General features: G+C 57.5%; 24 protein-coding genes and 1 pseudogene. 5 read left to right on the top strand and 20 right to left on the bottom strand.

Going from position 1 to position 18,829, the window contains the following annotated elements; genetic code table 11:
• Window positions 1–81: 81 nt before the first annotated feature.
• The 4 genes and pseudogenes from KGL31_08355 to KGL31_08340 form a co-directional block, all read right to left on the bottom strand.
• A complete protein-coding gene (locus tag KGL31_08355; protein ID MDE2321910.1) occupies window positions 82–456 on the bottom strand; it encodes a hypothetical protein in 375 nt (124 codons plus the stop codon).
• A 102-nt stretch (window positions 457–558) separates the two neighbouring features.
• Window positions 559–1,314, bottom strand: a pseudogene (locus KGL31_08350) (NYN domain-containing protein).
• Between the two features lie 215 nt (window positions 1,315–1,529).
• Entirely contained in the window at window positions 1,530–2,735 is a 1,206-nt protein-coding gene (locus tag KGL31_08345; protein MDE2321909.1) for a sodium:calcium antiporter, read from the bottom strand.
• Window positions 2,736–2,775: 40 nt separating this feature from the next.
• On the bottom strand, window positions 2,776–3,519 hold the full coding sequence (locus tag KGL31_08340; protein MDE2321908.1) for a TVP38/TMEM64 family protein: 744 nt from the start codon (window positions 3,517–3,519) through the stop codon (window positions 2,776–2,778).
• Window positions 3,520–3,992: 473 nt separating this feature from the next.
• Here KGL31_08340 and KGL31_08335 point away from each other — a divergent pair, with 473 nt between their 5' ends.
• On the top strand, window positions 3,993–4,274 hold the full coding sequence (locus KGL31_08335; protein ID MDE2321907.1) for a zinc ribbon domain-containing protein: 282 nt from the start codon (window positions 3,993–3,995) through the stop codon (window positions 4,272–4,274).
• Between the two features lie 58 nt (window positions 4,275–4,332).
• Here the strand turns inward: KGL31_08335 and KGL31_08330 are convergent, their stop codons facing one another.
• The 9 genes from KGL31_08330 to KGL31_08290 form a co-directional block, all read right to left on the bottom strand.
• On the bottom strand, window positions 4,333–5,160 hold the full coding sequence (locus KGL31_08330) for a menaquinone biosynthesis protein (protein MDE2321906.1): 828 nt from the start codon (window positions 5,158–5,160) through the stop codon (window positions 4,333–4,335).
• Window positions 5,157–6,422 (bottom strand): amidohydrolase family protein, encoded by a 1,266-nt coding sequence (locus KGL31_08325; protein MDE2321905.1) that lies wholly within the window; start codon window positions 6,420–6,422, stop codon window positions 5,157–5,159. The genes KGL31_08330 and KGL31_08325 overlap by 4 nt, the downstream gene beginning before the upstream one ends.
• Before the next feature lie 12 nt (window positions 6,423–6,434).
• On the bottom strand, window positions 6,435–7,046 hold the full coding sequence (locus KGL31_08320) for a molybdenum cofactor guanylyltransferase (GenBank protein ID MDE2321904.1): 612 nt from the start codon (window positions 7,044–7,046) through the stop codon (window positions 6,435–6,437).
• 2 nt (window positions 7,047–7,048) lie between these two features.
• Entirely contained in the window at window positions 7,049–7,489 is a 441-nt protein-coding gene (gene rpoZ / locus KGL31_08315) for a DNA-directed RNA polymerase subunit omega (GenBank protein ID MDE2321903.1), read from the bottom strand.
• 19 nt (window positions 7,490–7,508) lie between these two features.
• Window positions 7,509–8,117: a guanylate kinase gene (gene gmk, locus KGL31_08310; protein MDE2321902.1), complete on the bottom strand. Its 609-nt coding sequence runs from the start codon at window positions 8,115–8,117 to the stop codon at window positions 7,509–7,511.
• On the bottom strand, window positions 8,114–8,395 hold the full coding sequence (locus KGL31_08305; GenBank protein MDE2321901.1) for a DUF370 domain-containing protein: 282 nt from the start codon (window positions 8,393–8,395) through the stop codon (window positions 8,114–8,116). The genes gmk and KGL31_08305 overlap by 4 nt, the downstream gene beginning before the upstream one ends.
• Before the next feature lie 15 nt (window positions 8,396–8,410).
• On the bottom strand, window positions 8,411–9,292 hold the full coding sequence (locus KGL31_08300; protein ID MDE2321900.1) for a YicC family protein: 882 nt from the start codon (window positions 9,290–9,292) through the stop codon (window positions 8,411–8,413).
• 188 nt (window positions 9,293–9,480) lie between these two features.
• Complete coding sequence (locus KGL31_08295) at window positions 9,481–9,951, bottom strand: hypothetical protein (protein ID MDE2321899.1); 471 nt, start codon at window positions 9,949–9,951, stop codon at window positions 9,481–9,483.
• A gap of 36 nt (window positions 9,952–9,987) precedes the next feature.
• Complete coding sequence (locus tag KGL31_08290; protein ID MDE2321898.1) at window positions 9,988–10,668, bottom strand: class I SAM-dependent methyltransferase; 681 nt, start codon at window positions 10,666–10,668, stop codon at window positions 9,988–9,990.
• A 1,048-nt stretch (window positions 10,669–11,716) separates the two neighbouring features.
• Between KGL31_08290 and KGL31_08285 the strand changes: the two genes are divergently transcribed.
• The 3 genes from KGL31_08285 (at window position 11,717) to purU (ending at window position 15,189) form a co-directional block, all read left to right on the top strand.
• Entirely contained in the window at window positions 11,717–12,658 is a 942-nt protein-coding gene (locus KGL31_08285) for a sulfide/dihydroorotate dehydrogenase-like FAD/NAD-binding protein (protein ID MDE2321897.1), read from the top strand.
• 15 nt (window positions 12,659–12,673) lie between these two features.
• Window positions 12,674–14,176: an NADPH-dependent glutamate synthase gene (gene gltA, locus KGL31_08280; GenBank protein ID MDE2321896.1), complete on the top strand. Its 1,503-nt coding sequence runs from the start codon at window positions 12,674–12,676 to the stop codon at window positions 14,174–14,176.
• A 155-nt stretch (window positions 14,177–14,331) separates the two neighbouring features.
• Window positions 14,332–15,189 carry a formyltetrahydrofolate deformylase gene (gene purU, locus KGL31_08275; GenBank protein ID MDE2321895.1) on the top strand — a complete coding sequence of 286 codons (858 nt, stop codon included), beginning with the start codon at window positions 14,332–14,334 and terminating at the stop codon, window positions 15,187–15,189.
• Between the two features lie 48 nt (window positions 15,190–15,237).
• On the opposite strand, the gene KGL31_08270 is transcribed toward purU, so the two are convergent.
• From KGL31_08270 to KGL31_08240, 7 genes are all read right to left on the bottom strand, one after another.
• Window positions 15,238–15,576: a type II toxin-antitoxin system PemK/MazF family toxin gene (locus KGL31_08270; protein ID MDE2321894.1), complete on the bottom strand. Its 339-nt coding sequence runs from the start codon at window positions 15,574–15,576 to the stop codon at window positions 15,238–15,240.
• Window positions 15,561–15,803: a ribbon-helix-helix protein, CopG family gene (locus KGL31_08265; GenBank protein MDE2321893.1), complete on the bottom strand. Its 243-nt coding sequence runs from the start codon at window positions 15,801–15,803 to the stop codon at window positions 15,561–15,563. Before KGL31_08265 ends, KGL31_08270 begins: the two co-directional genes overlap by 16 nt.
• Window positions 15,804–15,846: 43 nt before the next feature.
• Window positions 15,847–16,170, bottom strand: coding sequence for a hypothetical protein (locus KGL31_08260; GenBank protein MDE2321892.1), 324 nt, complete (start codon window positions 16,168–16,170; stop codon window positions 15,847–15,849).
• A 76-nt stretch (window positions 16,171–16,246) separates the two neighbouring features.
• The gene (locus KGL31_08255; protein MDE2321891.1) at window positions 16,247–16,555 is read right to left on the bottom strand and encodes a hypothetical protein; all 309 of its coding nucleotides are present in this window, start codon (window positions 16,553–16,555) and stop codon (window positions 16,247–16,249) included.
• A 38-nt stretch (window positions 16,556–16,593) separates the two neighbouring features.
• A complete protein-coding gene (locus KGL31_08250) occupies window positions 16,594–16,833 on the bottom strand; it encodes a hypothetical protein (protein ID MDE2321890.1) in 240 nt (79 codons plus the stop codon).
• Window positions 16,830–17,027 carry a type II toxin-antitoxin system HicA family toxin gene (locus tag KGL31_08245; protein ID MDE2321889.1) on the bottom strand — a complete coding sequence of 66 codons (198 nt, stop codon included), beginning with the start codon at window positions 17,025–17,027 and terminating at the stop codon, window positions 16,830–16,832. Before KGL31_08245 ends, KGL31_08250 begins: the two co-directional genes overlap by 4 nt.
• An 81-nt stretch (window positions 17,028–17,108) precedes the next feature.
• Window positions 17,109–17,333 carry a hypothetical protein gene (locus KGL31_08240; protein ID MDE2321888.1) on the bottom strand — a complete coding sequence of 75 codons (225 nt, stop codon included), beginning with the start codon at window positions 17,331–17,333 and terminating at the stop codon, window positions 17,109–17,111.
• Between the two features lie 449 nt (window positions 17,334–17,782).
• On the opposite strand from KGL31_08240, the gene KGL31_08235 reads away from it, so the two are divergent.
• Window positions 17,783–18,829, top strand: a 1,047-nt coding sequence (locus KGL31_08235) for a DNA mismatch repair protein MutS (protein ID MDE2321887.1), incomplete at its 3' end; no start/stop codon positions are given.

The following is an 18,829-nucleotide window of genomic DNA, read 5'->3' as shown; positions in this document are numbered from 1 at the left end:
GTAACGATCGGGCCGGTTCAGAGTAATGGTAGCTACCGGACCCTGTACCGTGTAGATCAGTGTTTTATCGCCCATGCTCCGTTACCGGGACTGAACGACCAGGAAAAACGCCGCAGCCGTGCCGATGATGAAGGTCGAGACCCACGAGACATCGACGAGGGCGCCCGGCCAGTGACTAAGGATGGCGATGCTGTCGATGGCCCCGATAACCACCCCGAGAGGCTCCTGCCATCGCCTCTTCAGGCGTCCCTCTCGAAGAGCCTGAACCAAGTTGAAATACGGGACAAGACCGGGAAACAGGACGCAAACCAAGAGGATGAGCGTGAACCAGCCCCAGTTGCCTTGAATGGCATGGTTGTAGAGGAGGACCGCGTTGAACCCGGTTACGCTACAAAAGATCACTCCGACCAGGTGGTCGACCCGAACGTGCTCGTCCTGGCGGGGTCGCTCCTTCATCTGGGATCTGCCCTCAAGCAACCAAGACTTCACGCGACATGCGTACCAGCGGGATCACTGGAGTCCCCCAACTGCTCACAGAAGCGACGTGCGCTCGCTTACCTACGCGGCCTCAGCGAAACTGGTGATGATGTACGTCCCACTTTTCGGGTCTCGCTTCAGCTCGATAATATTATGTTTAGCGGCATCTTCCAGCAGCTTGGAAAAGGTACTGTACCCGTAATACCCTTCGTTGAAGGAGGGCCGCTTGCGGATCATCGTCTGCTTGACCATCGAGCCCCAGAGCACCTCTTTATTCTCCCGCAGAAGAGCCTGGATAGAGTCTCCCAGAAGCTCGAACGCCTCCACCTTCTTCTCGGGCAGACCGGAAAGGACGGGCGGTTTCTTGGGATGGCGGATCAGATCTTCGTAGTAGATAAATTCGTCACAGTTGTCCACTAACAGCTCCGAAACCGAATTCTTGACGCCGAGGCCAATGACCTCCTTGTTGTTCTCACGCAACTTGGAGACCAAAGGCGAAAAATCGCTATCGCCAGAGACAATGACAAAGGTGTCGAGATGCTCCTTCGAGTAGGCCATATCCATGGCATCCACCGCCAGCCGGATGTCGGCACTGTTCTTGCCGCTGATTCGCTTCTGCGGGATGTCGATCAACTCAATGGCCGCCTCGTGAAGGGCCCGTTTATGCTCGGCGTAGCGTCCCCAATCGGCATAGGCTCGCTTCACCATGATCTTTCCCTTCTCCACGAGCCGCTAGAGCACGAGGCCGATCTCGAACTGCTTGTGCTTGGCCTCCTTGATCCCGATCGCGATATTCTCGAAGTCGATGAAGAGGGCGAGCCTCTTCTCTTCGTTCATTGATTCCCTTTCTGCTCGACGCCTCTCAGGCGGCGTTGATGATATAACGGATAATCTACGTTTTCGGCGCAGTATCCCTTTGGTTCAAGCCTAAATATGCCGTCTCTAACCTGTCAACAGGTTGCATCGGATTGAGTCCTTGCTGTTGGGAAACGCCGCCCCCCTGCTCAATCCAGCTCTTCGACCATTACCTGTTCTCACTGGATTGTCCCTTTTCATTTCTGATGAGAAGCCGCCATGCCTCTTCCGACCCAACGCTCCATTACCATGGTCGCAAGGCCTTGCCGGCTTGAGCGGCTTGCGATCAGCCACGCCGCCGCAAGCGCTATGTACGCAATGGCATACAGGTAGCGGAAGAGAGGATCCGTAAACAACAGTTGCGTGGCGAAGAGGACGAAGATGAGGCCGGCCTCCGCCAGCGAGAATGAAAGATTAGCCAGCACGGCAACCGCGAAGAACGATTGAGCTGCTGTCAGGAATATCTCCTCTGTCTGCCTGGCATCGAGGCGCATGGCGCCAAGATGGCCGGCAGAAATGTTGTAGGCGAGGGGGAGCGTACCGATCAGGAGGGTCCATTGATTGACCTTGGACGATACAAGCGTCCCGATGCTGGCTCCGGGGTTTCCGCGAAGCGCGAAGACGATCGCTACAATGAACTCTGGCGACTCGGAGGCCAGCGGCGCCAGCCACTGCACCAGTAGAAATTCCTCAATCGCGAATCTCCGGCCGGTGGCCAGCAGGCCTTCGGCGAAGGGCGCGGCCGAGAGATAGATGCCGAGCCCGGCATAGACGAACATCGCGATGGTAGCCAACCGACGCAGCGTCGGCCGCATCTGCATCAATAGTTCTCCGACCCCTCCGTCCAGTTCAGGCTCGACAACGTTCGCCTTCGAGGCCGAAATCATGTACGACACAAAGATCGCCAACAGGACGGTTGAATCGAGCGCCGAGAGGGTCCCTTTCAGGGGAATCATAAAGCTATAGGTGGTAGCGAGCACAAGATGAAGGAGTTCGATGGAGTGAGAACGGTCGAGGACGACCTGCCGATGTCGGGTCTTGAGCCAGAATGTCGCGACAACGGAGGCCCACCCAAGGCCGATCAGCAGACGATTTGCGCCGGTCATGTTGGCAGTGGCGTAGGAGGTGTAGGTCGGGTCCTTGCCGGCAGACCAGGCAAAGTAGATATCCACCGCATATTCCGGAAGTACGGCGATCAGCGCGAGAAAGGCCAGCGCAAGCGCCTGCGGGATATCAACTTGTGCCACCTCCGCCGCCCAGGAGAGAATGAACGCCGCCCCAAAGATGGCCAATCCGGCGCCCACCGCCTCCCACTGAGGCGGCAGGTGAACGCCAAAGAGCCGGATACCTATCCACTGAAGGGGCAAAAGGATGGCAATGATCAACCGCAACGCTGTGCTCATCGCCTGGGTCCCACTTGGGCTCCAGGACCCATCCAGAGGCTCATCCGACTTCCTGGTCCCTCGCCATGTCTCGCTTCCGCCGCTGCCGCCGATAATGATCGAGTTTGATCCATCTGAAGAGCGGCTCCCGATACAGATAGAGCAGCAGGAGCGCCCCGGACAGGAGGAAAACAAGGGTAAGGAAACTGCCGTAGTGAGCGGTGCGGACCTGTCCTCCCTGCATAGAAAGGAGCCAGGTACCGGGGATACGGCCCACGGTGCTCAGCAGGAAGAACGCGCTAAACGGCAGGGGGCTGGCACCAAGGATGTAGCACAAGAAGTCTTTCGGGAAGCCGGGGATAAGAAAGAGGAGGAAGGTGATCAACTTACCCTGGGTCCGCGTGAGGAAGAAGAACATTTCGTACGTCTCGGCTGTGACGAACCAGTGAGCGAAACGGTGGCCCAGCCAACGACCTAGTCCGAAGGCGAGGCAGGAGCCGATGGTCAGGCCGATCGAGGAATAGATGAGACCAGGTAGCGTCCCGAAGAGATATCCGCCGATGACGCCCGTCGCCTCACCGGGGATCGGCGCGACAATGACCTGGAGGGCCTGGAGTCCGATGAACACGAGAGGTCCCCACGGTCCGGCCTGTTTGACGTACCGGGCTAAATTCTGTTCATTGAGGAAGAGCTCAATCCACTCCCAGTACCCTCGCAGATCGAGCCAATCGTTGAGCAGAGCATAGACGGATGCCAAGCCGGCCACGACCACGAGGACCGCGGCAATGATCACAGTTTTCTTCATCGACGAACGTTGCTCGAGTAATGTGGGCAACACGGAACTAGCTGCGGCGTCCGACAGGGAGCAGTCGAACCTGGCCTGCCTGAGTCAGGACTCGCCTCGCCTCGTCAAGCCGATCAGGCCGCGCGCATGACTCGGCACAGAGCCCCGCCTGTGAACGTAATGAAATGAGACGGCGCGGCGCGGAGATTAACGTGGAATGATCGGGGTGCAGTATCGTCATATTTTATAATGTTCTTACCTGTTAAGCCACGCTACTGTCAAGAAAAATCCTCCTCACCTGCCTCAGGACTGACCGGCGCCGGCCGTTTCGGCTCAGAACCGATAGGCTTGCCACCTTGACATTGCGGGACTCGTGGCTTATTCTACTGCATGCGGCTGAGCCGAACCAGCTTGAGCCAACGAGCGTACGGCAGCAGAGGCGTGCCGTTATCGGTCCTCTTCTGGTGAGGTTGGTCGAAAAGGAGGTGGCATTTGTGCCGATTTACGAATACGAGTGCGAAGTCTGTCATCACAGGTTCGAGGTAATCCAAAAGATCTCGGATAAGCCGATTAAAAAGTGCGTGTTATGCCAGGGAAAAGTCTATAAAGTTCTCTCCGCCCCCGGGCTGCTCTTTAAGGGATCGGGGTGGTACGTGACTGATTATGCCAACCCCGAGCGAAAAAGGGCCGTCGAAGCGGAGAAGAAAGCGGCCTCGGCCGATGGCAGAAGCACGAAGGCTGAGGGCAAGGAGTCGAAGAAGAGCGGGACTCATTAGCCATCAGAATCGCCAGTCTTATGCGTAGCGCTCGATTGGCTTATTCGGGCGCGTGACGCTACATGGCATCAATAAACTCCAATGCAGGCGTGGATGCGAGTTCGCCTTCCGCCTCTAACAGCGTGAAAAAACGGTGGAGCCCGTCGAGATGTCGTGGGGTCAGGTCGAAGGAGAGGCGCTCCTTCAGATAGATTGCGCAGGCGTCTCGGTCCAGCCCAACCCGTTGACAGACTGTCGCGCAGATCTCATCAAGTCGAGCGAGGCTGTAGCGCTTGGAACTGAGCAGGGCGCGATGAAGCCGATGGATCTCTTCCCGATGATCGCGATAGAAGTCCCGGCGCACCGCCCAGACGGCAAAGACAAACGGCAGACCCGTCAATCTCTTCCATCCCTGGCCCAAATCAAGAGTGAAGGGGAGTTGTCCCCTTGCCCGGAGCGCCGGATCGCCGATCATCAAGACCCCGGCGACATCCTCCGGAAGCGAATCGATCGTCTCCACCTTAGCAGGTAGAAACCGCGGTCTTATCCCGTACGCCTTCGCGAGTAGAAGCTTCAACAGGAAGACCGATGTAAGGGAATCCCTGCTCAGGTAGACCGGTCTCCCATCCAGGTCGGATAGCTTTACCCGACTCAAAAACAAGACACTTTCCGCCGGGCCATCCGAGCCGATCGCCAGGTCCTGAAGGAGCAGATACCTGTCCGCATGGCGCGCATACTCGATGGCGGAGATAACCGACAGATCAAGATCCCCCGCCTGGAGCATACGGTTCAACTCGGCAGGCGTCCCGTCAACGATCCGGCATTCGACCGGAATCGCGCCCTGCTCGATCCCGTAATACACCGGCTCACAATTGATATAGGCTACCTTCCCTAATGACGGTTTCACCGCGTAACCCCCTCGCGTTGATACAGGATCTTGCCTTCTACCATACTCAAGACAACTGAGCCATCCGTGGCCTGATTGAGGACTGATCCATACGGGTCGGTATCGTCGAGATGATCGATGCCCAGGACAGTGAGGTCCGCGCGCTTACCGGGCGCAAGCGACCCGATGGTATCGGCCATTCCAAGCGCAGTAGCCCCGCCGAGCGTTGCCATTGTCACGAGTTGCTGTGCTGTGATCGCCCCGCCATAGAGCCGGTGTGCAAATCGCATCTCGTCCCAGAGGCTCAGTGTCTCGTTGCTGGCCAGCGAATCGGTCCCCAGGCCGACCCGCAGCGATGCCGCAAGGCATCTGGGCAGCGGCGCAGTCCCCACCATAAGGTAGTGATTACTCCGAGGGCAAACGGCCAGCGCCACTCCACGCTGTCGCAGTACCTGGATATCAGAGATCCCAACATGAACCAGATGGACGGCCAGTAGCCGATCCGACAGCAAGCCGACTCGGTCGAGGAACGCGACCGGGCTTTCGCCGCAGACCCGATGGGATGGCGAATGCCGGCCTACGACGGGCAGCAACTTGGCGGCGATCGGCCCGAGTCCCAACCCGATATATGTTACCTCCTCAGGCGATTCCGCCACATGCATGGTCGCCGGCAGCCGCTGGCGCCGCAGCAGTTCGGCGCAGCGCAGCAGGAGCGGCTCGGACAGGCTGTACGGCGCGTGGGGCGACAGGCCGACCGACAACAGACTTTCACTCGTCTGGCGTTGAAGCGACCGCAGGGCCTGCTCGGCAGCATCGAGCCGTTCTGTAGCCTGCTCAGGGTGGGGTCCCAGAATCTCCTGAAAGATAACGCCCCGGAGCCCCGCTGCCTTGAGGGGGACGACGCTGCTGCCGGACGTCGTAATGTCGGCGACGCAGGTCACACCGCTCCGGAGCAGAGCCGTTGCGCCCAAGCGAACTGACGTGGCGAAGAACTCGTCATCTAACTCGGCGCGAAGATCGAGCAGGGCGATCGCCCATTCGGTAAACGATTTACCAAGGGGCAGACGGCCGTGCAGGCCCGTCAGCTCCAGGTGGGTATGAACATTGACCAGACCGGGAAGGAGGACCGTATTCCCGAGATCGTCGTGAGGTTCTGTTGCAAAATCTCTGAGGAGCGCAGCCGCGTTGCCGACCGCGCAAATGGCCCCGTCGCGAATGAAGAGGCCGCCATCCAAAAGCGGAGGACCGGAAATCGGCAGTACAAGACGAGCGGTCAGAATCACAGCAGCCGCATTTCAGCTTTCAGTTGATCGCTGATGACTATGTGGGTGTCGTCTGACCGCCTCCGCCTGTTCGAGCTCCAGTGGGGTGTTGACGTTCACGAACCCGAGGAGGTACGGGTCCACCACCTTAAGGGCCGGCTCCTCGATAATCTTTACCCTGGCCTTTGGAAAAAATCGGACAATCTTCAGCACTGAGGCGTCGATATTCTCTTTAATGAGCGGGAGACACGACTTGGCGTATACAGCATGCAGCGGCTGCAATTCACCTTTCACACGTGGCACCACCGCATCCCAACCTTCGGCCTCGCTGACCAGGAGCTTGATCAGATCGGCGTTGAGAAAAGGCATATCGCAGGCAACAAAGAAACACCTAGGGTGACTCGCAGCGCTCAGCCCCGTATAGATCCCGCCGAGCGAGCCGGAGTCGGGGATCAGATCGGGGATGACCTTGACACCAAGGTAGGCGTAGCGCGGGGGGTCATTAGCAATGATCAAAACCTCCGAAAAGAGCGTCCTCAGGCAGTCCACCGTCGTCTCGATCAGTCGCTTGCCCCCGAATTCGATAAAGGCCTTGTTGAAACCCATCCGCGAGGACTTGCCGCCCGCCAACACAATACCCGTCACCTTTAGGCTTCGTCCTCTACTTCCCCAGGCTCTTCCAGGGTATCGAGGTCGGTCACCTCCAATTTCTCTATCTCCTCGCCCGATTCGGCGAGCAACTCCACCGGGGTCTCCTCCAACTCGCCCCCCTCCTTTTCCTCTTCTTCCTTCTCGACAAGTTCCTCCTCGCTAAGGGTGTCCCCAACGGAGAGGCTTCGGAACCAGGTAGCCCCAGCCTCTGGGCCCACCAGTTCCACTGCCCCTGCACCCTCTACCAGCTTCATTTCATAGGCCAGCTTTCCGGCGCCTATTTCCTCCAGAGCAATATACGTCGGCTTAATGCTCTTCGGAACGATCAGGTGCTCCCCACCGCGCATCAACTGCTTCGCGCGCTTGGCGGCGATGATCACCAGGCGATATTTGCTGTCCACGTGCGTCAAGAGTTGTTCTAAGGGAAAGAGCGGCATATCCAAAATCCTCCCTACCTCAGTCGATTCCCAGATCCAGAAAGGAGAGATCCACTCGATCTCTTCGGGATCGTTCGGCAGTGATAATGCAGCAAAGCTGCTTGACGGCCTTTTCGAAGATATCATTTACGACAATATACTGGTAATGCCGGTAGTGATGCAGTTCCTCTCTGGCCATGGCCAGGCGACGGCGAATCTCTTCCTCCGAGTCGGTTCGCCGCTGCCGCAGCCTGGTTTCCAGGAGATCGAAGGTAGGGGGAACGACAAAAACAAATACCCCCGTGTGGTAGTCCTGTCTGAGCCTGGCTGCCCCCTGCGTGTCGATATCAAGGATGACATCAAGGCCTTCCGCAAACTGTTTCTCCAGCAGCGGGCGGCTGGTCCCATACAGGTGGCCATGTACGTACGCCCACTCTGCGAATTCGCCCGCCTCGATCATCTTTCGGAAGATAGGCTCGTTCACGAAGTGATAGTCGCGTCCATCCTGTTCGTCCGGCCTGGGCGCACGGGTCGTATAGGAGACGGAGTGAATCAGGTGGGGCAACCGCCGTGCGGCCTCCCGACACAAGGAGGTCTTCCCCGCCCCTGAAGGGGCCGACACGACCACCATCAACCTCTGCCGATTCATTCTCTTCGCAAGCCCTTGTCCGGTCGATCGGACAGCGCATCGGCCTCGAACCGCTGGGCGATCGTCTCGGTCTGGATGGCCGACAGTACGACATGGTCGCTATCGGTCACGATGATGGACCGGGTACGCCTGCCGTTGGTCGCATCAACCAGCTTACCGGCCTGCTTGGCCTCATCCTTCAATCGCTTCATTGGGGCCGAACCGGGATCGACAATGGCGATGACCCTGGCAACCGCCACCATATTTCCGAACCCGACGTTCAGCAGCTTTGCGGCCACTATATTCGTCCCTTCTTACTCGACGTTCTGAACCTGCTCCCGGAGCTGTTCCAGAATACTTTTTAATGTAATGACATCGTGCGAGGTCTTGGCATCGTTCGCCTTGGCGCCGATAGTGTTCGTCTCGCGTTGCATCTCTTGCAAGAGAAACTCCATCCGCCGACCATGCGGACCCTGTTGCTGGATGAGGTCCCGGAACTGTCGGAGATGGCTTGTAACCCGCGTGATCTCTTCCGTGATATCCGAACGCTCAGCCAGGATTGCGACCTCCTGTTCAAGCCGCCCGGGATCAACCGAATGCTCCTCCAGCAGGCGCTGGAGCCGAAGCTCCAGACGACGCTTGTAGTTCTGCACCACGTCCGGCGCGCGGGCGACAATCGTCGCCACGATCGCCTCGACCAGGTCCAGGTGGCCGAGCAGGGCAGCCTCGAGCGCCTTTCCCTCCTCCCGCCGCATCTCAGCGAGAGCATTCATCGCTCCTTCAAGCGCAGTCGAGACCGCCGGCCAGTCGGCATCCGCCTCTCCGGGTTTCTCTCCTTCCAGATCAAACAGATCCGATCGGGAAAGCAACAGTTCCAGCGTCACCTCTCCCGTAAGGCCGAGTTCCGACTGGAGCGTCTTGACGGCATCGAGATACGCATAGGCCAGTGGACGATTTATACGCAGCGTGCAGGACTGCTCATCCGTCAACTCCTCAAGCACCGTTACGTCGAACCGCCCTCTGGCGAAGCGTCCCTGCAGGGTCTTCAGGATCTGTAACTCCAGGGCGCTAAGCCGCTTGGGGATCCGGGCACGGGTCTCCAGATACCGATGGTTCACCGACTGTAGTTCGCATACGTATCGCCTCGAAGAGGTGACACACTCCCCTTGCCCGAACCCGGTCATACTGTTCAGCATCTCGTTATCGCCTCGGTAACGTTCGTATGAGGATTGCCACAATCCAGAGGGGTGGGCGCGAAGAGGGACCGCACGGAAATATCCTGACATAATAATTTAGCGATAATCGTCGGCTCTGTCAAATCAAATCCTCAACGAGATGCGCTAAACGGTGCATAGTTCTACATTATTCATGACGGTCTGTGTACTCATGAGGCGCTCCTTGGTCCCTCTCCCGGAGAATCCATCACAGCCACTTTTACGGCCGTTCCCACATATGTCACCTTCGTGGCCGTGAACGTAACGGCAGGGAGGACGAGAAACTTCTTCGGGTCTGTGTGCTCGTAACTGTCTGTAGCCATTTTCATATCGAGGACTGCGTTGGCGCCCATCCGGAGTGCTTGCTTAATGAGGCTGTGCATCGCCTCCCGCTCGGCCAGCTTCCGCTCGTCATCGTTAGAGGCGGGTATGCGCGAGGTCCCCGTTACGGGACCCAGTACCTGCTCTGTCGCCCTGTCGGGAATGACATCCGAGGTTGCAATGGCCACTCGATTCTGGAAGTACTGGATCTCTTTATCTAAACTGATTGTTCTCCACTTGAGCTTATACGTGTAGAGAAAGGGCCACGCCAAACCAAATAAGGCCATCACGACAAAGATGATAGCGGCTACCGCAGCCATATTCGCCTCCTCTAGCTCTTCCCTTTAGGACCCGGTCTATGACGATTGAGCGGCAGCCGTGAATGGCTTGTGCGCCTTGTACAGCGACAACGTGCCGAATAGCGTCGCAAACCGGGCTGGTTCCGATACCTTCTCAAACCCGGCGTCCCGGAAGAGCGCAGGCAGGCGCCCCTTCACGTTGTCCGCAGTCCTTGCGAAACTGTCGCCAAGGCGCACTGAAAAAGCCAATATGCGCATCAGTAGGTTGTGGGGTCGCCCCCAGTCGGCAACGTGTAACTCGCCCCCCGGGCGCAGAACGCGAAAGACCTCCTGCAGCGTTCGAACCTTTTCGGATCGCGTCAGATGATGCAACATCAGGCTCGAGAGGACCCGATCGAACGCACTGTCGGCAAAAGGAATAGCAAAGCAGAAGGCCTGGACCAGAGTGATCTGCTCAGTATGCCTCCGAGCCTTTGACCTTGCAATGCCCAGCACGTTCATATCACCATCCAGGCCGACAGCCAATAGAGATTTTGATCTGCGTCTCACCAGCAGGAGCAGCGTGCCCGTACCGCATCCCATATCCAGGATCCGAGCGGTTTCGTCGATGCCTGCTTCATCCAGGAGGCGGTTCTTGAAGCTCATCTCGCGCGTAGTCAGGCGAACGAGGGGATCGTAGAGTGGGGTAAGAAAATTCCAGCCTAACGCCGGGACATATCCCGTCTTCTTATGATCCATCTGTACTCTCCACGTTCACTCCCTATAAGGCTGAGCCGCATATGATGCTGTGACCGATGCTCACAATGCGATGAACCGGCGAACATCGACTTCACGCGCACGTCACTTGCACTATCAATGCGGAACGGGGAGGATGTCAAGCGCTTTCTCAGATAACTGGTCGTCGTTCGACAGGTGACCCCATCGTCCGTTACTACCAAAACTGCTGGGTTGCGCCAGGGATTACAGATTTGGTTGTAAGTCGGTAGAATTTTGTGTATCATAAATTGGGCTTTTACCCAAGCACCGCAAGAGTGTAAGCGTGTTGTGAGAGTTGAAGGTTTTTTGGAGGAAGCATGTTCCGATGACAAATAGAATCAACAGTATTACAGCCAAAATTTCGTCCCAGAATACCGAGCAGTTAAAGGCTGCGCTGGCGGAGGTGTCGACGCTTGCCGACGTGTCTTTGGAAGAGAAGCGAGAGTTGGCGGCGGCAGTCTCCACCTCCTTCTATCGTGACCATGCCGGCGATGAGGAACTTGCGCAACTTATTGATCAGAGCGAGTCGGTCCTGGCCTCCCTGGGCGCAGAGATCGCCGAATGGATTATTGAGCAACTCGTTGAGGCCGATGCGGAATCGGCGGAGCATTTCGCCGGCGCCTTGGGACAGATCGGCGCGCCGGTCGTGGATCTGCTTCGTTCCTGGTTCGACACGAGCAGGCGCGACGACTACGCCCAGATCAACCTCCTGTTGGCGGCGGGACGTTTTACCGATCCGGCTATTGCGAGGATTCTGCCTGAGGCCTTGAGATGTGCGGATTCCGGCAACAAACAGGTGAAGTCCGCCGCCTTTTACTGTGTGGGGCGGATCTTTAACCGTATTGCCCCTGAGACGGTCAGTGACGCGGATCGATCGGTGCTGTTCGATACGCTGTTCGCCGGCCTCTCGGATCCGTCGCCTCTTGTCCGCAGGCACGCGGTGCGCGCGATCGGGAAAGGTGTCCGCAACTCCTATTTCACGCCGGAGCAGGTGGAGAAAAGTCACAACGCCTTCCGTGCCATCCTCGGGATGGATCACTTCGATTGGGACAATGCCTTTATTGTCCGCAGCGAAGCCGAATATCAACTTCACTACTGTCAACACAGCCTGGATGGGAGCGAGAGCCCGCCCAGGGGCAGATACTATCAGGATTTTTCGATAATTGAAAAGCGGGAGCTGTGCGCCAACACCTACTACTTCAAGGTGAACGCACCGCTTCTGGCCAAAAAAATACAGGCTGGGCAGTTTATCATTATGCGTCCCAACTATGACAGCGAGCGCATCCCGCTTTCCATCGCCGGATGGGACAGGGACAAGGGATATATCGAGATCGTCATCATGGCTGCGGGCAGGACGTCCACTGAGGCCACCCGAAAGAACGTAGGCGATAGCTTCAAGGATGTTGTCGGGCCGCTGGGCCAGCGCTCGCATGTGGCCAAATATGACGGCGCCTGTGTGGTGCTGGGCGGCGGCTACGGCACCGGCGCCGTCATCCCCACGGCGCGAGATTTGAGGCAGCTTGGCAATAAGGTCTACGGCGTGGTGGGCGCCCGTACGAAGGACCTGTTGATACTGGTGGACGAACTCAAAGCGGTGTGCGACGAAGTGTTCGTCACCACCAATGACGGGTCGGTTGGGATTCAAGGCTTCGTCACCCATGCGCTGGAACAGATCATGGCGAGAGAGAAGGTGTCCATGGTGCTGGCGGTCGGCCCCGTACCGATGATGATGGCCGTGGCCAGGATGACGGAGGGGAAGGGGATCGAAACTTGGGTCTCGCTGAACGCCATCATGGTGGACGGCACCGGAATGTGCGGTGCCTGCCGGGTGACGGTAGGCGGGAAAACCAGGTTCGCCTGCTACCACGGGCCCGATTTCAATGCGCATCAGGTGGACTTCAACGAGCTGATGAAACGCCAGCAGATGTTCGTAGAGCAAGAGAAGATCGCCTTTGAGGCGATGCAGCGATAAGGGAGAGGCGTCGAGATGGCAGAAGTAAGCAAGGGATTGAGCTCAAAGGAGCGGATGAAAAAGCCGCGCAACCACATGCCTTTGCATGAGGCAGGGCTGCGCATTCACACCTGGGAGGAGGTACCCGTCGGCTACTCGCAGGAACAGGCCATGGACGAGGCGATGCGGTGCATTCAGTGCAAGAAGCCTGAATGCGTACCCGCGTGTCCTGTGGGTATCAACATCCCCGCATTCATCAAATTGGTTGAGGAGGGGGATATCCCCGGCGCGGCGAAGAAGATTCGCGAGACCAACTTCCTTCCAGCCGCCTGCGGCCGTGTGTGTCCTCAGGACAAGCAGTGCGAAGCGGTGTGCGTGGTGGGCAAGAAGAACGATCCGGTGGGCATCGGCAACCTCGAGCGATATGTGGCGGACTACGAGCGGGAGCACAAGCTGGACCGGATTCCCGACATGCCGCCCCCCACCGGCAAGCGGGTGGCCGTCATCGGCTCCGGTCCTTCGGGGATGACCTGCGCCTACGAGCTGCGCACTCGCGGCCACGAGGTGACGGTGTTCGAGGCGTTCCACCGGGGCGGGGGTGTGATGGTGTACGGTATTCCGCGATTCCGCCTGCCATTGGAGGTCATCGACGAAGATCTTAAACTGCTTGAAGATATGGGGGTAGAGTTCGTCTACAATATGGTCATCGGTAAGATCCTCACCATCGACGACCTTCTGGAAAAGGAAGGGTTCGATGCGGTGTTCGTCGGCTCCGGCGCGGGCCTGCCAAGAATGTTGGGCATCCCCGGTGAAAATCTGAACGGCATCTATTCCGCGAACGAGTATCTCACCAGAATCTACCTGATGCACGCCAACGAGTTCCCACACTCTCCCACGCCCCTCTATCAGGGGAAGAAGATGGCGGTTATCGGCGCGGGCAACACCGCCATGGACGTGCTTCGCACCGGCAAGAGACTTGGGGCGGATGTCAGCTGTTACTACCGCCGCTCGCGAGAGGAGGCCCCGGCCAGGACAGAAGAGCTGGAGCACGCCGAGCAGGAGTTCGTCGACTTCAAGTGGCTCTCCAACCCTGTGGAGTTCATCGGCGACGAGCGCCATTTCGTCAAAGCCATCAGGTGCGAGATCATGAAGCTGTCCGAACCGGATGAGTCCGGCAGAAGAAAGCCTCTTCCCACCGGCGAGTATTTTATCGATGAGGTGGACACGGTGGTATTCTCATTGGGGTGCGATGTGAACCCGATCATCCCCAGCTTCACGCCTGAGCTCCGCACCAACAAGTGGGGCGTCGTGATGGTGGATCCTACGACCTACCATACCAGTAAGAAGGGGGTCTTTGCCGGCGGCGATGTCATTACCGGCGGCTCTACGGTGATTCTGGCCATGGGACAGGCGAAGCATGCCGCCAAACATATCCACGAATACCTTACGGGCCAGTTCAACTACGAGCTGAACATTCCTACCGACCCCAATGCCCCTGGCGTACAGTGGGAAGGGCGCTTCGCCAAGGCGAAGCGATAAGCGGAACGGCGCCCGGCCAGCAACGCTACACCTCAACAGATCAAGCTGGCCGAGCGCCTGCATGCGGATGGCCTCGCGCACCAACTCATCTGTTCGCTTCAGTCCCGCTCACCCGTAGTAGACCCCGGTTTGGCGCCACATGGGAGTAGGCTGTAATGTTGCACACGCGTGCCCGCCTGTTGATCTCGTGCCCTGACCGTCCCGGTATCGTTGCGGCCGTCTCGCACTGCCTGTTTGAACAAGGCGCCAATATTGTACACTCGGACCAGCACACCACCGACCCGGAGGGGGGCGTCTTCTTCATGCGGATCGAGTTTGACCTGCCTGAACTGAATCGCCGTATCGCTGAGCTGGAGAGAGCCTTTGAACCGGTCGCCCGCCGATTCCGAATGGATTGGAGGCTGGCGAACGCCGCCCGCGTCAAGCCGTTAGCCATCTTTGTTTCGAAGGAGGATCACTGTCTGCTGGAGCTGCTCTGGCGATGGAGGGCTCACGATATAGCCGCAGATATCGCGATGGTGGTGAGCAATCATCCCAACCTGCGCGAACCTGTAGAGGCCTACGGCATTCCCTTTCACCACATCGCGGTTACCCGGGAAAAACAACATCAGGCCGAGGCCGCACAGCTCCAACTGGTCGAAGGCAAGGTTGACCTGATCATCATGGCGCGGTACATGCGAATTCTCTCGCCATCTTTCATCCGCCGCTTTCCCAACCGGATTATCAACATCCACCACAGCTTCTTGCCGGCCTTTGTCGGGGCGGATCCCTATGCGCAGGCGCTCTCGCGAGGGGTCAAATTGATCGGCGCTACCGCGCATTACGCGACCGACGCGTTGGATGGCGGGCCGATCATTGAGCAGGATGTGGAACGCGTGGATCACCGCCACAATGTGGAGGACCTGAAGCGGATCGGCCGCCATGTAGAGCGGATGGTGCTGGCGCGGGCCGTCACCTGGCACCTGGAGGACAAGGTGCTGGTGCACGGCAACAAGACCGTGGTGTTTGCCTAGCGCTGAAGCTCAGCCGGCGCTGGTAAGCGATCGATCTGAAACGCAAAGTTAGGTTCCGATAATCTCGTTGAACCCCTCAATTACCTGGGCGACTTCTTCTGGAGATGCCCTTCCGATCACCTTCCCAATCCTTTCAACCGCAAGTGTCCGAATCTGGCTAATTTTCACCCACGATTGTTTCGGAAGTCCTTTGGCATGAAGTTCAAGCGTCAAGGGAAAGCCCGCGCGTTGAGGGTGGCTCGTGAGAGCAACAGCAATGACAGTTCCGGAACGTTCATTGAAAACATCCTGACTCAGAATCAAAACCGGACGTAGCCCTGCCTGTTCACGTCCCCGTCCCGGATTCAAGTCGGCCCAGCGGATCTCACCCCTCAGTATTCGGGCCATTCCACGAGATCCCCAGCAAGGCCCTCTTCCGCAAGCGCTTTCTCGAACGCCGGATCAAGTTTGGCACACTCTTGAGCGAGACGACTTCTCTCGAGCCGGGCGAGTTTCTCGGCGACTGCTTCCTCAATGGCCTGACTTCGACTGGGAAACACGTGTTTCTGAACCAGTTTGTCGAGACGATTAAGGGTTGACTCATCTAAAGAGATCGCAACCTTGGACCTTCCCATGGTTCACCTCTCGGTATGACAATACTTCATACCAGCATAGGTGTCAAGGTAACATCTGTGTGGAACCTAACGTGCGGTTTGAGGCGCGTGGCGTGCCCGCATCGCCTTCACTCTGTAGGTCGACGATCACTCCAGACGGAACTTCTCCTTCCACAGCGTTCTCACCCGATCCAAATCCGCGCGGGCCAATCTTCCGATACGGACCCTGAGGAGAGGCTTTTCCACCGTGACCAAACGAGACAGCCGGATTGTAGGTAGATGGCTTCTCCAGACCGGCTTCCTGCCAGTTGGTCACCGGCAGGTCGAGGAAACCGTGATGCGGGACAGAGGTGATTCGACAGATGAGGCAATCGGGACCGAGGTCCATCAACACCAGAACAGGTCTGGTCTTGGCCCCTTGCCCGGAGGTGAAAGGAAAAACACAGACTTACACGTCGCCGAGTTCAACGGTACTTGTCATAGACGGCGTCTTCCTCTGAGTCATCACTCAGAAACTGCTCATAGGCCGCCTTGCGCCATGTGGTGTACTCGGGATCCCTGTCCATAACAACCACAATCGTCACCTTTCCCCTTGACGGCAAGGCGGCGGCAATCTCTGGAGGTATGCTCAGAGTGGGACCGCCAGTCAATTCGGTTTCAAATTCTATCGTTTTGCTCGTGGCTTCAACATATCCTGCGAGGATATCCTTGTCAATACGGCGATTCTTCCGTGGAATATCTGCGTTCAACGGGCCGCGAGTGAGGTCAACCAAAGACGCGGCAGCTCCCGCGGCTCCGTTGGAACGCGCTGTTAAGCGACGTTCTGCATCCTATTGGCGAAGTCGCGACCAGACGTCGGTGGCGGAAGTGGTTTGCCATCCTTTTTATACAGCGCAATGGCTTCTTCGACGATGTGGCAGAGCTCGTCAAATACCGCCTTTTCATCCGATCCGTGGCAGCCTCCATAGATGAGACCCGGAGAGCTTCCGACGTAGCATTGGTCTTCCTCCGACCATTCAACAATCTTCGCGTATCGCGCACTGTCCTTCATGTCTTTGACTCCTCAATCGCACGGCGGACCGCCCGAACCTGGTAGTGCTTTGCTTCATCACCCGGGGCGCCGGATATTGTGATCGGTTTCGTGACCTTCGGGTGCACAAAGTTCCGATGGCTCCCCTTGCCACCCCGATCGATGAAACCTGACCTTTCCAAATTGGAGATCAGTTCTCGAATTTTGGGCGGCATGTGGTCACGGTCCTCAATTGCGTCGCACGCACGGTATCAGCGGCGCGTGAAGCGCGTCCGCTGCATGCCGTTGTTCGCATTTCAGTCTGCTGCCCATCGGTACTCAAAGTCTTCCGCTTCCAGCATGAGGGCAGCGTCGAGGCGCGCCTTCATCTCTTTGCCGCCCGGCATCAACGGCAGCATGTTGAAATTGTTGTGAATGGCAAAGTTGATACCGGCAAGACACGTCTCCGCCTTTATCCAGTTCTGCGGGCTAAACACCCGATTCGCAGGTTGTGGCTTGTTCGCGGCTGCCTCAAGTGCCATATTGAGACTGATTCCCGCAATCTTGACAATGTCGTCGGCCCCGTCGGTAATGTCGTCGCGAGCTTAGATTGGGTCGCGGAGGTGTATATTGCGCAGATACCATGCGACAAACCGCTGCCCGTCGTTGGCAAAGTTCTGTTGGTAGTAGTCCTGCGCTATATCGGTCGTTATCTGCGCGTAGTTGTAGGTCTCCCGTCATGCGAACTATTATGTAAGCTGTCTGTCTCGACCAGCCGTTGTTGAGGCTGGCCCAAACTCTATAACCTTTTCCGGCACTTAACAAGAATTTTGTCTGAATGTGGACGACGGCCAACATTGCACCTGCTTCTAACAGATGGGTGGCAAAGGAATGGCGAAGGACATGACCCGGAAGGGTGCCACTATAGGACTGGCCAGAAGCGGGCAGGAGGTGCTACCTTAGTGGTGACTTTCTCAATGGGAGTGTGCGAATGCAGAAACCTCTTCTGACAGCCATCGGCAAGGAACTGTCCGTTCGCTCGACGAAGGCGGCGGCGACAGGGGAAGGCGTCCTCGATGAGCGTACGTTCAACACGATAGAAGTCGACCGGCTGTTCGACGCCGTCAATTACGCCGACACCATCGCTGGGCAAGCGACGCTGTACCGCTCGTTAGCCCACCCGTTGAATTCGATCGAGGCCATCACGGCCAAGCAGGATGCGGTCAAAGAGCTGGACTCGAACGCCGATCTGAGAGCGCGCATCGAGGCGCTGGTGCATCATGCCGCGAAACAGGAGGAGGAATTTTACCGTCTGCTATTTGGGACCTTTGTCGGCGGCTTTGGGGATCCCAAGGGCAAAATGGAGACGGGAGGTTACGGGCACAAAACGTACCGGCAAGGAACGGAACTCATGCTCGGGCTCGTCAAGAGCGCTCAGGGTCTGCCGACACCTGAAAGCCCCTATCTGCGCGCACGTCTTGACGCGCTCAAGGCGTTTGGCTCCACACGATCGTACGCCTTGATGGAAGGTCCTGCCTACCTGACGGAGAGGGCAATCCGGACGAAGACTGAAAAATGGCTGTTGACCCCTGCCATCAAATTCAGACCGACCCTCTTCAAGCCACGACTGATCGTCGCGCTCGTGATTGCAATGGGTCTTTTCCTGTACTACGCCCCCGCGCTGGGAATCTCCCCGTACGCGATGCCCGCCGTGATGGTGTTCTTACTCCCCTCATTCCTGCTGTATGGACCTGTCGTCGGAGGTTTTGACAGAGACAGTATTATCTATCCCTTGCGGGATGGCTATAGAGACTCGCGCGATGTTCAGCGGGCGTTAGAGGCATTAGGACAGATCGATGAATTGCTTTCTTTTCATCGTTATGCCAAAGCGTTCGGGAGTTCGACTGTGTTACCGACACTCATCGATTCAGAGCGGCACGCTCTGGTCGTGAAAACGGTCAGGAACCCTATCCTGGGAAAAGGGAATACGGATTACGTGCCTAACGATATCGATCTGAACGGGACTCGAATTACGTTT

Source organism: Candidatus Methylomirabilota bacterium (assembly GCA_028870115.1).
In the GTDB taxonomy this organism is placed as follows: domain Bacteria; phylum Methylomirabilota; class Methylomirabilia; order Methylomirabilales; family Methylomirabilaceae; genus Methylomirabilis.
The sequence above is the reverse complement of the archived record's forward strand: the minus strand, read 5'-3'. Positions and strand labels throughout refer to the sequence as shown.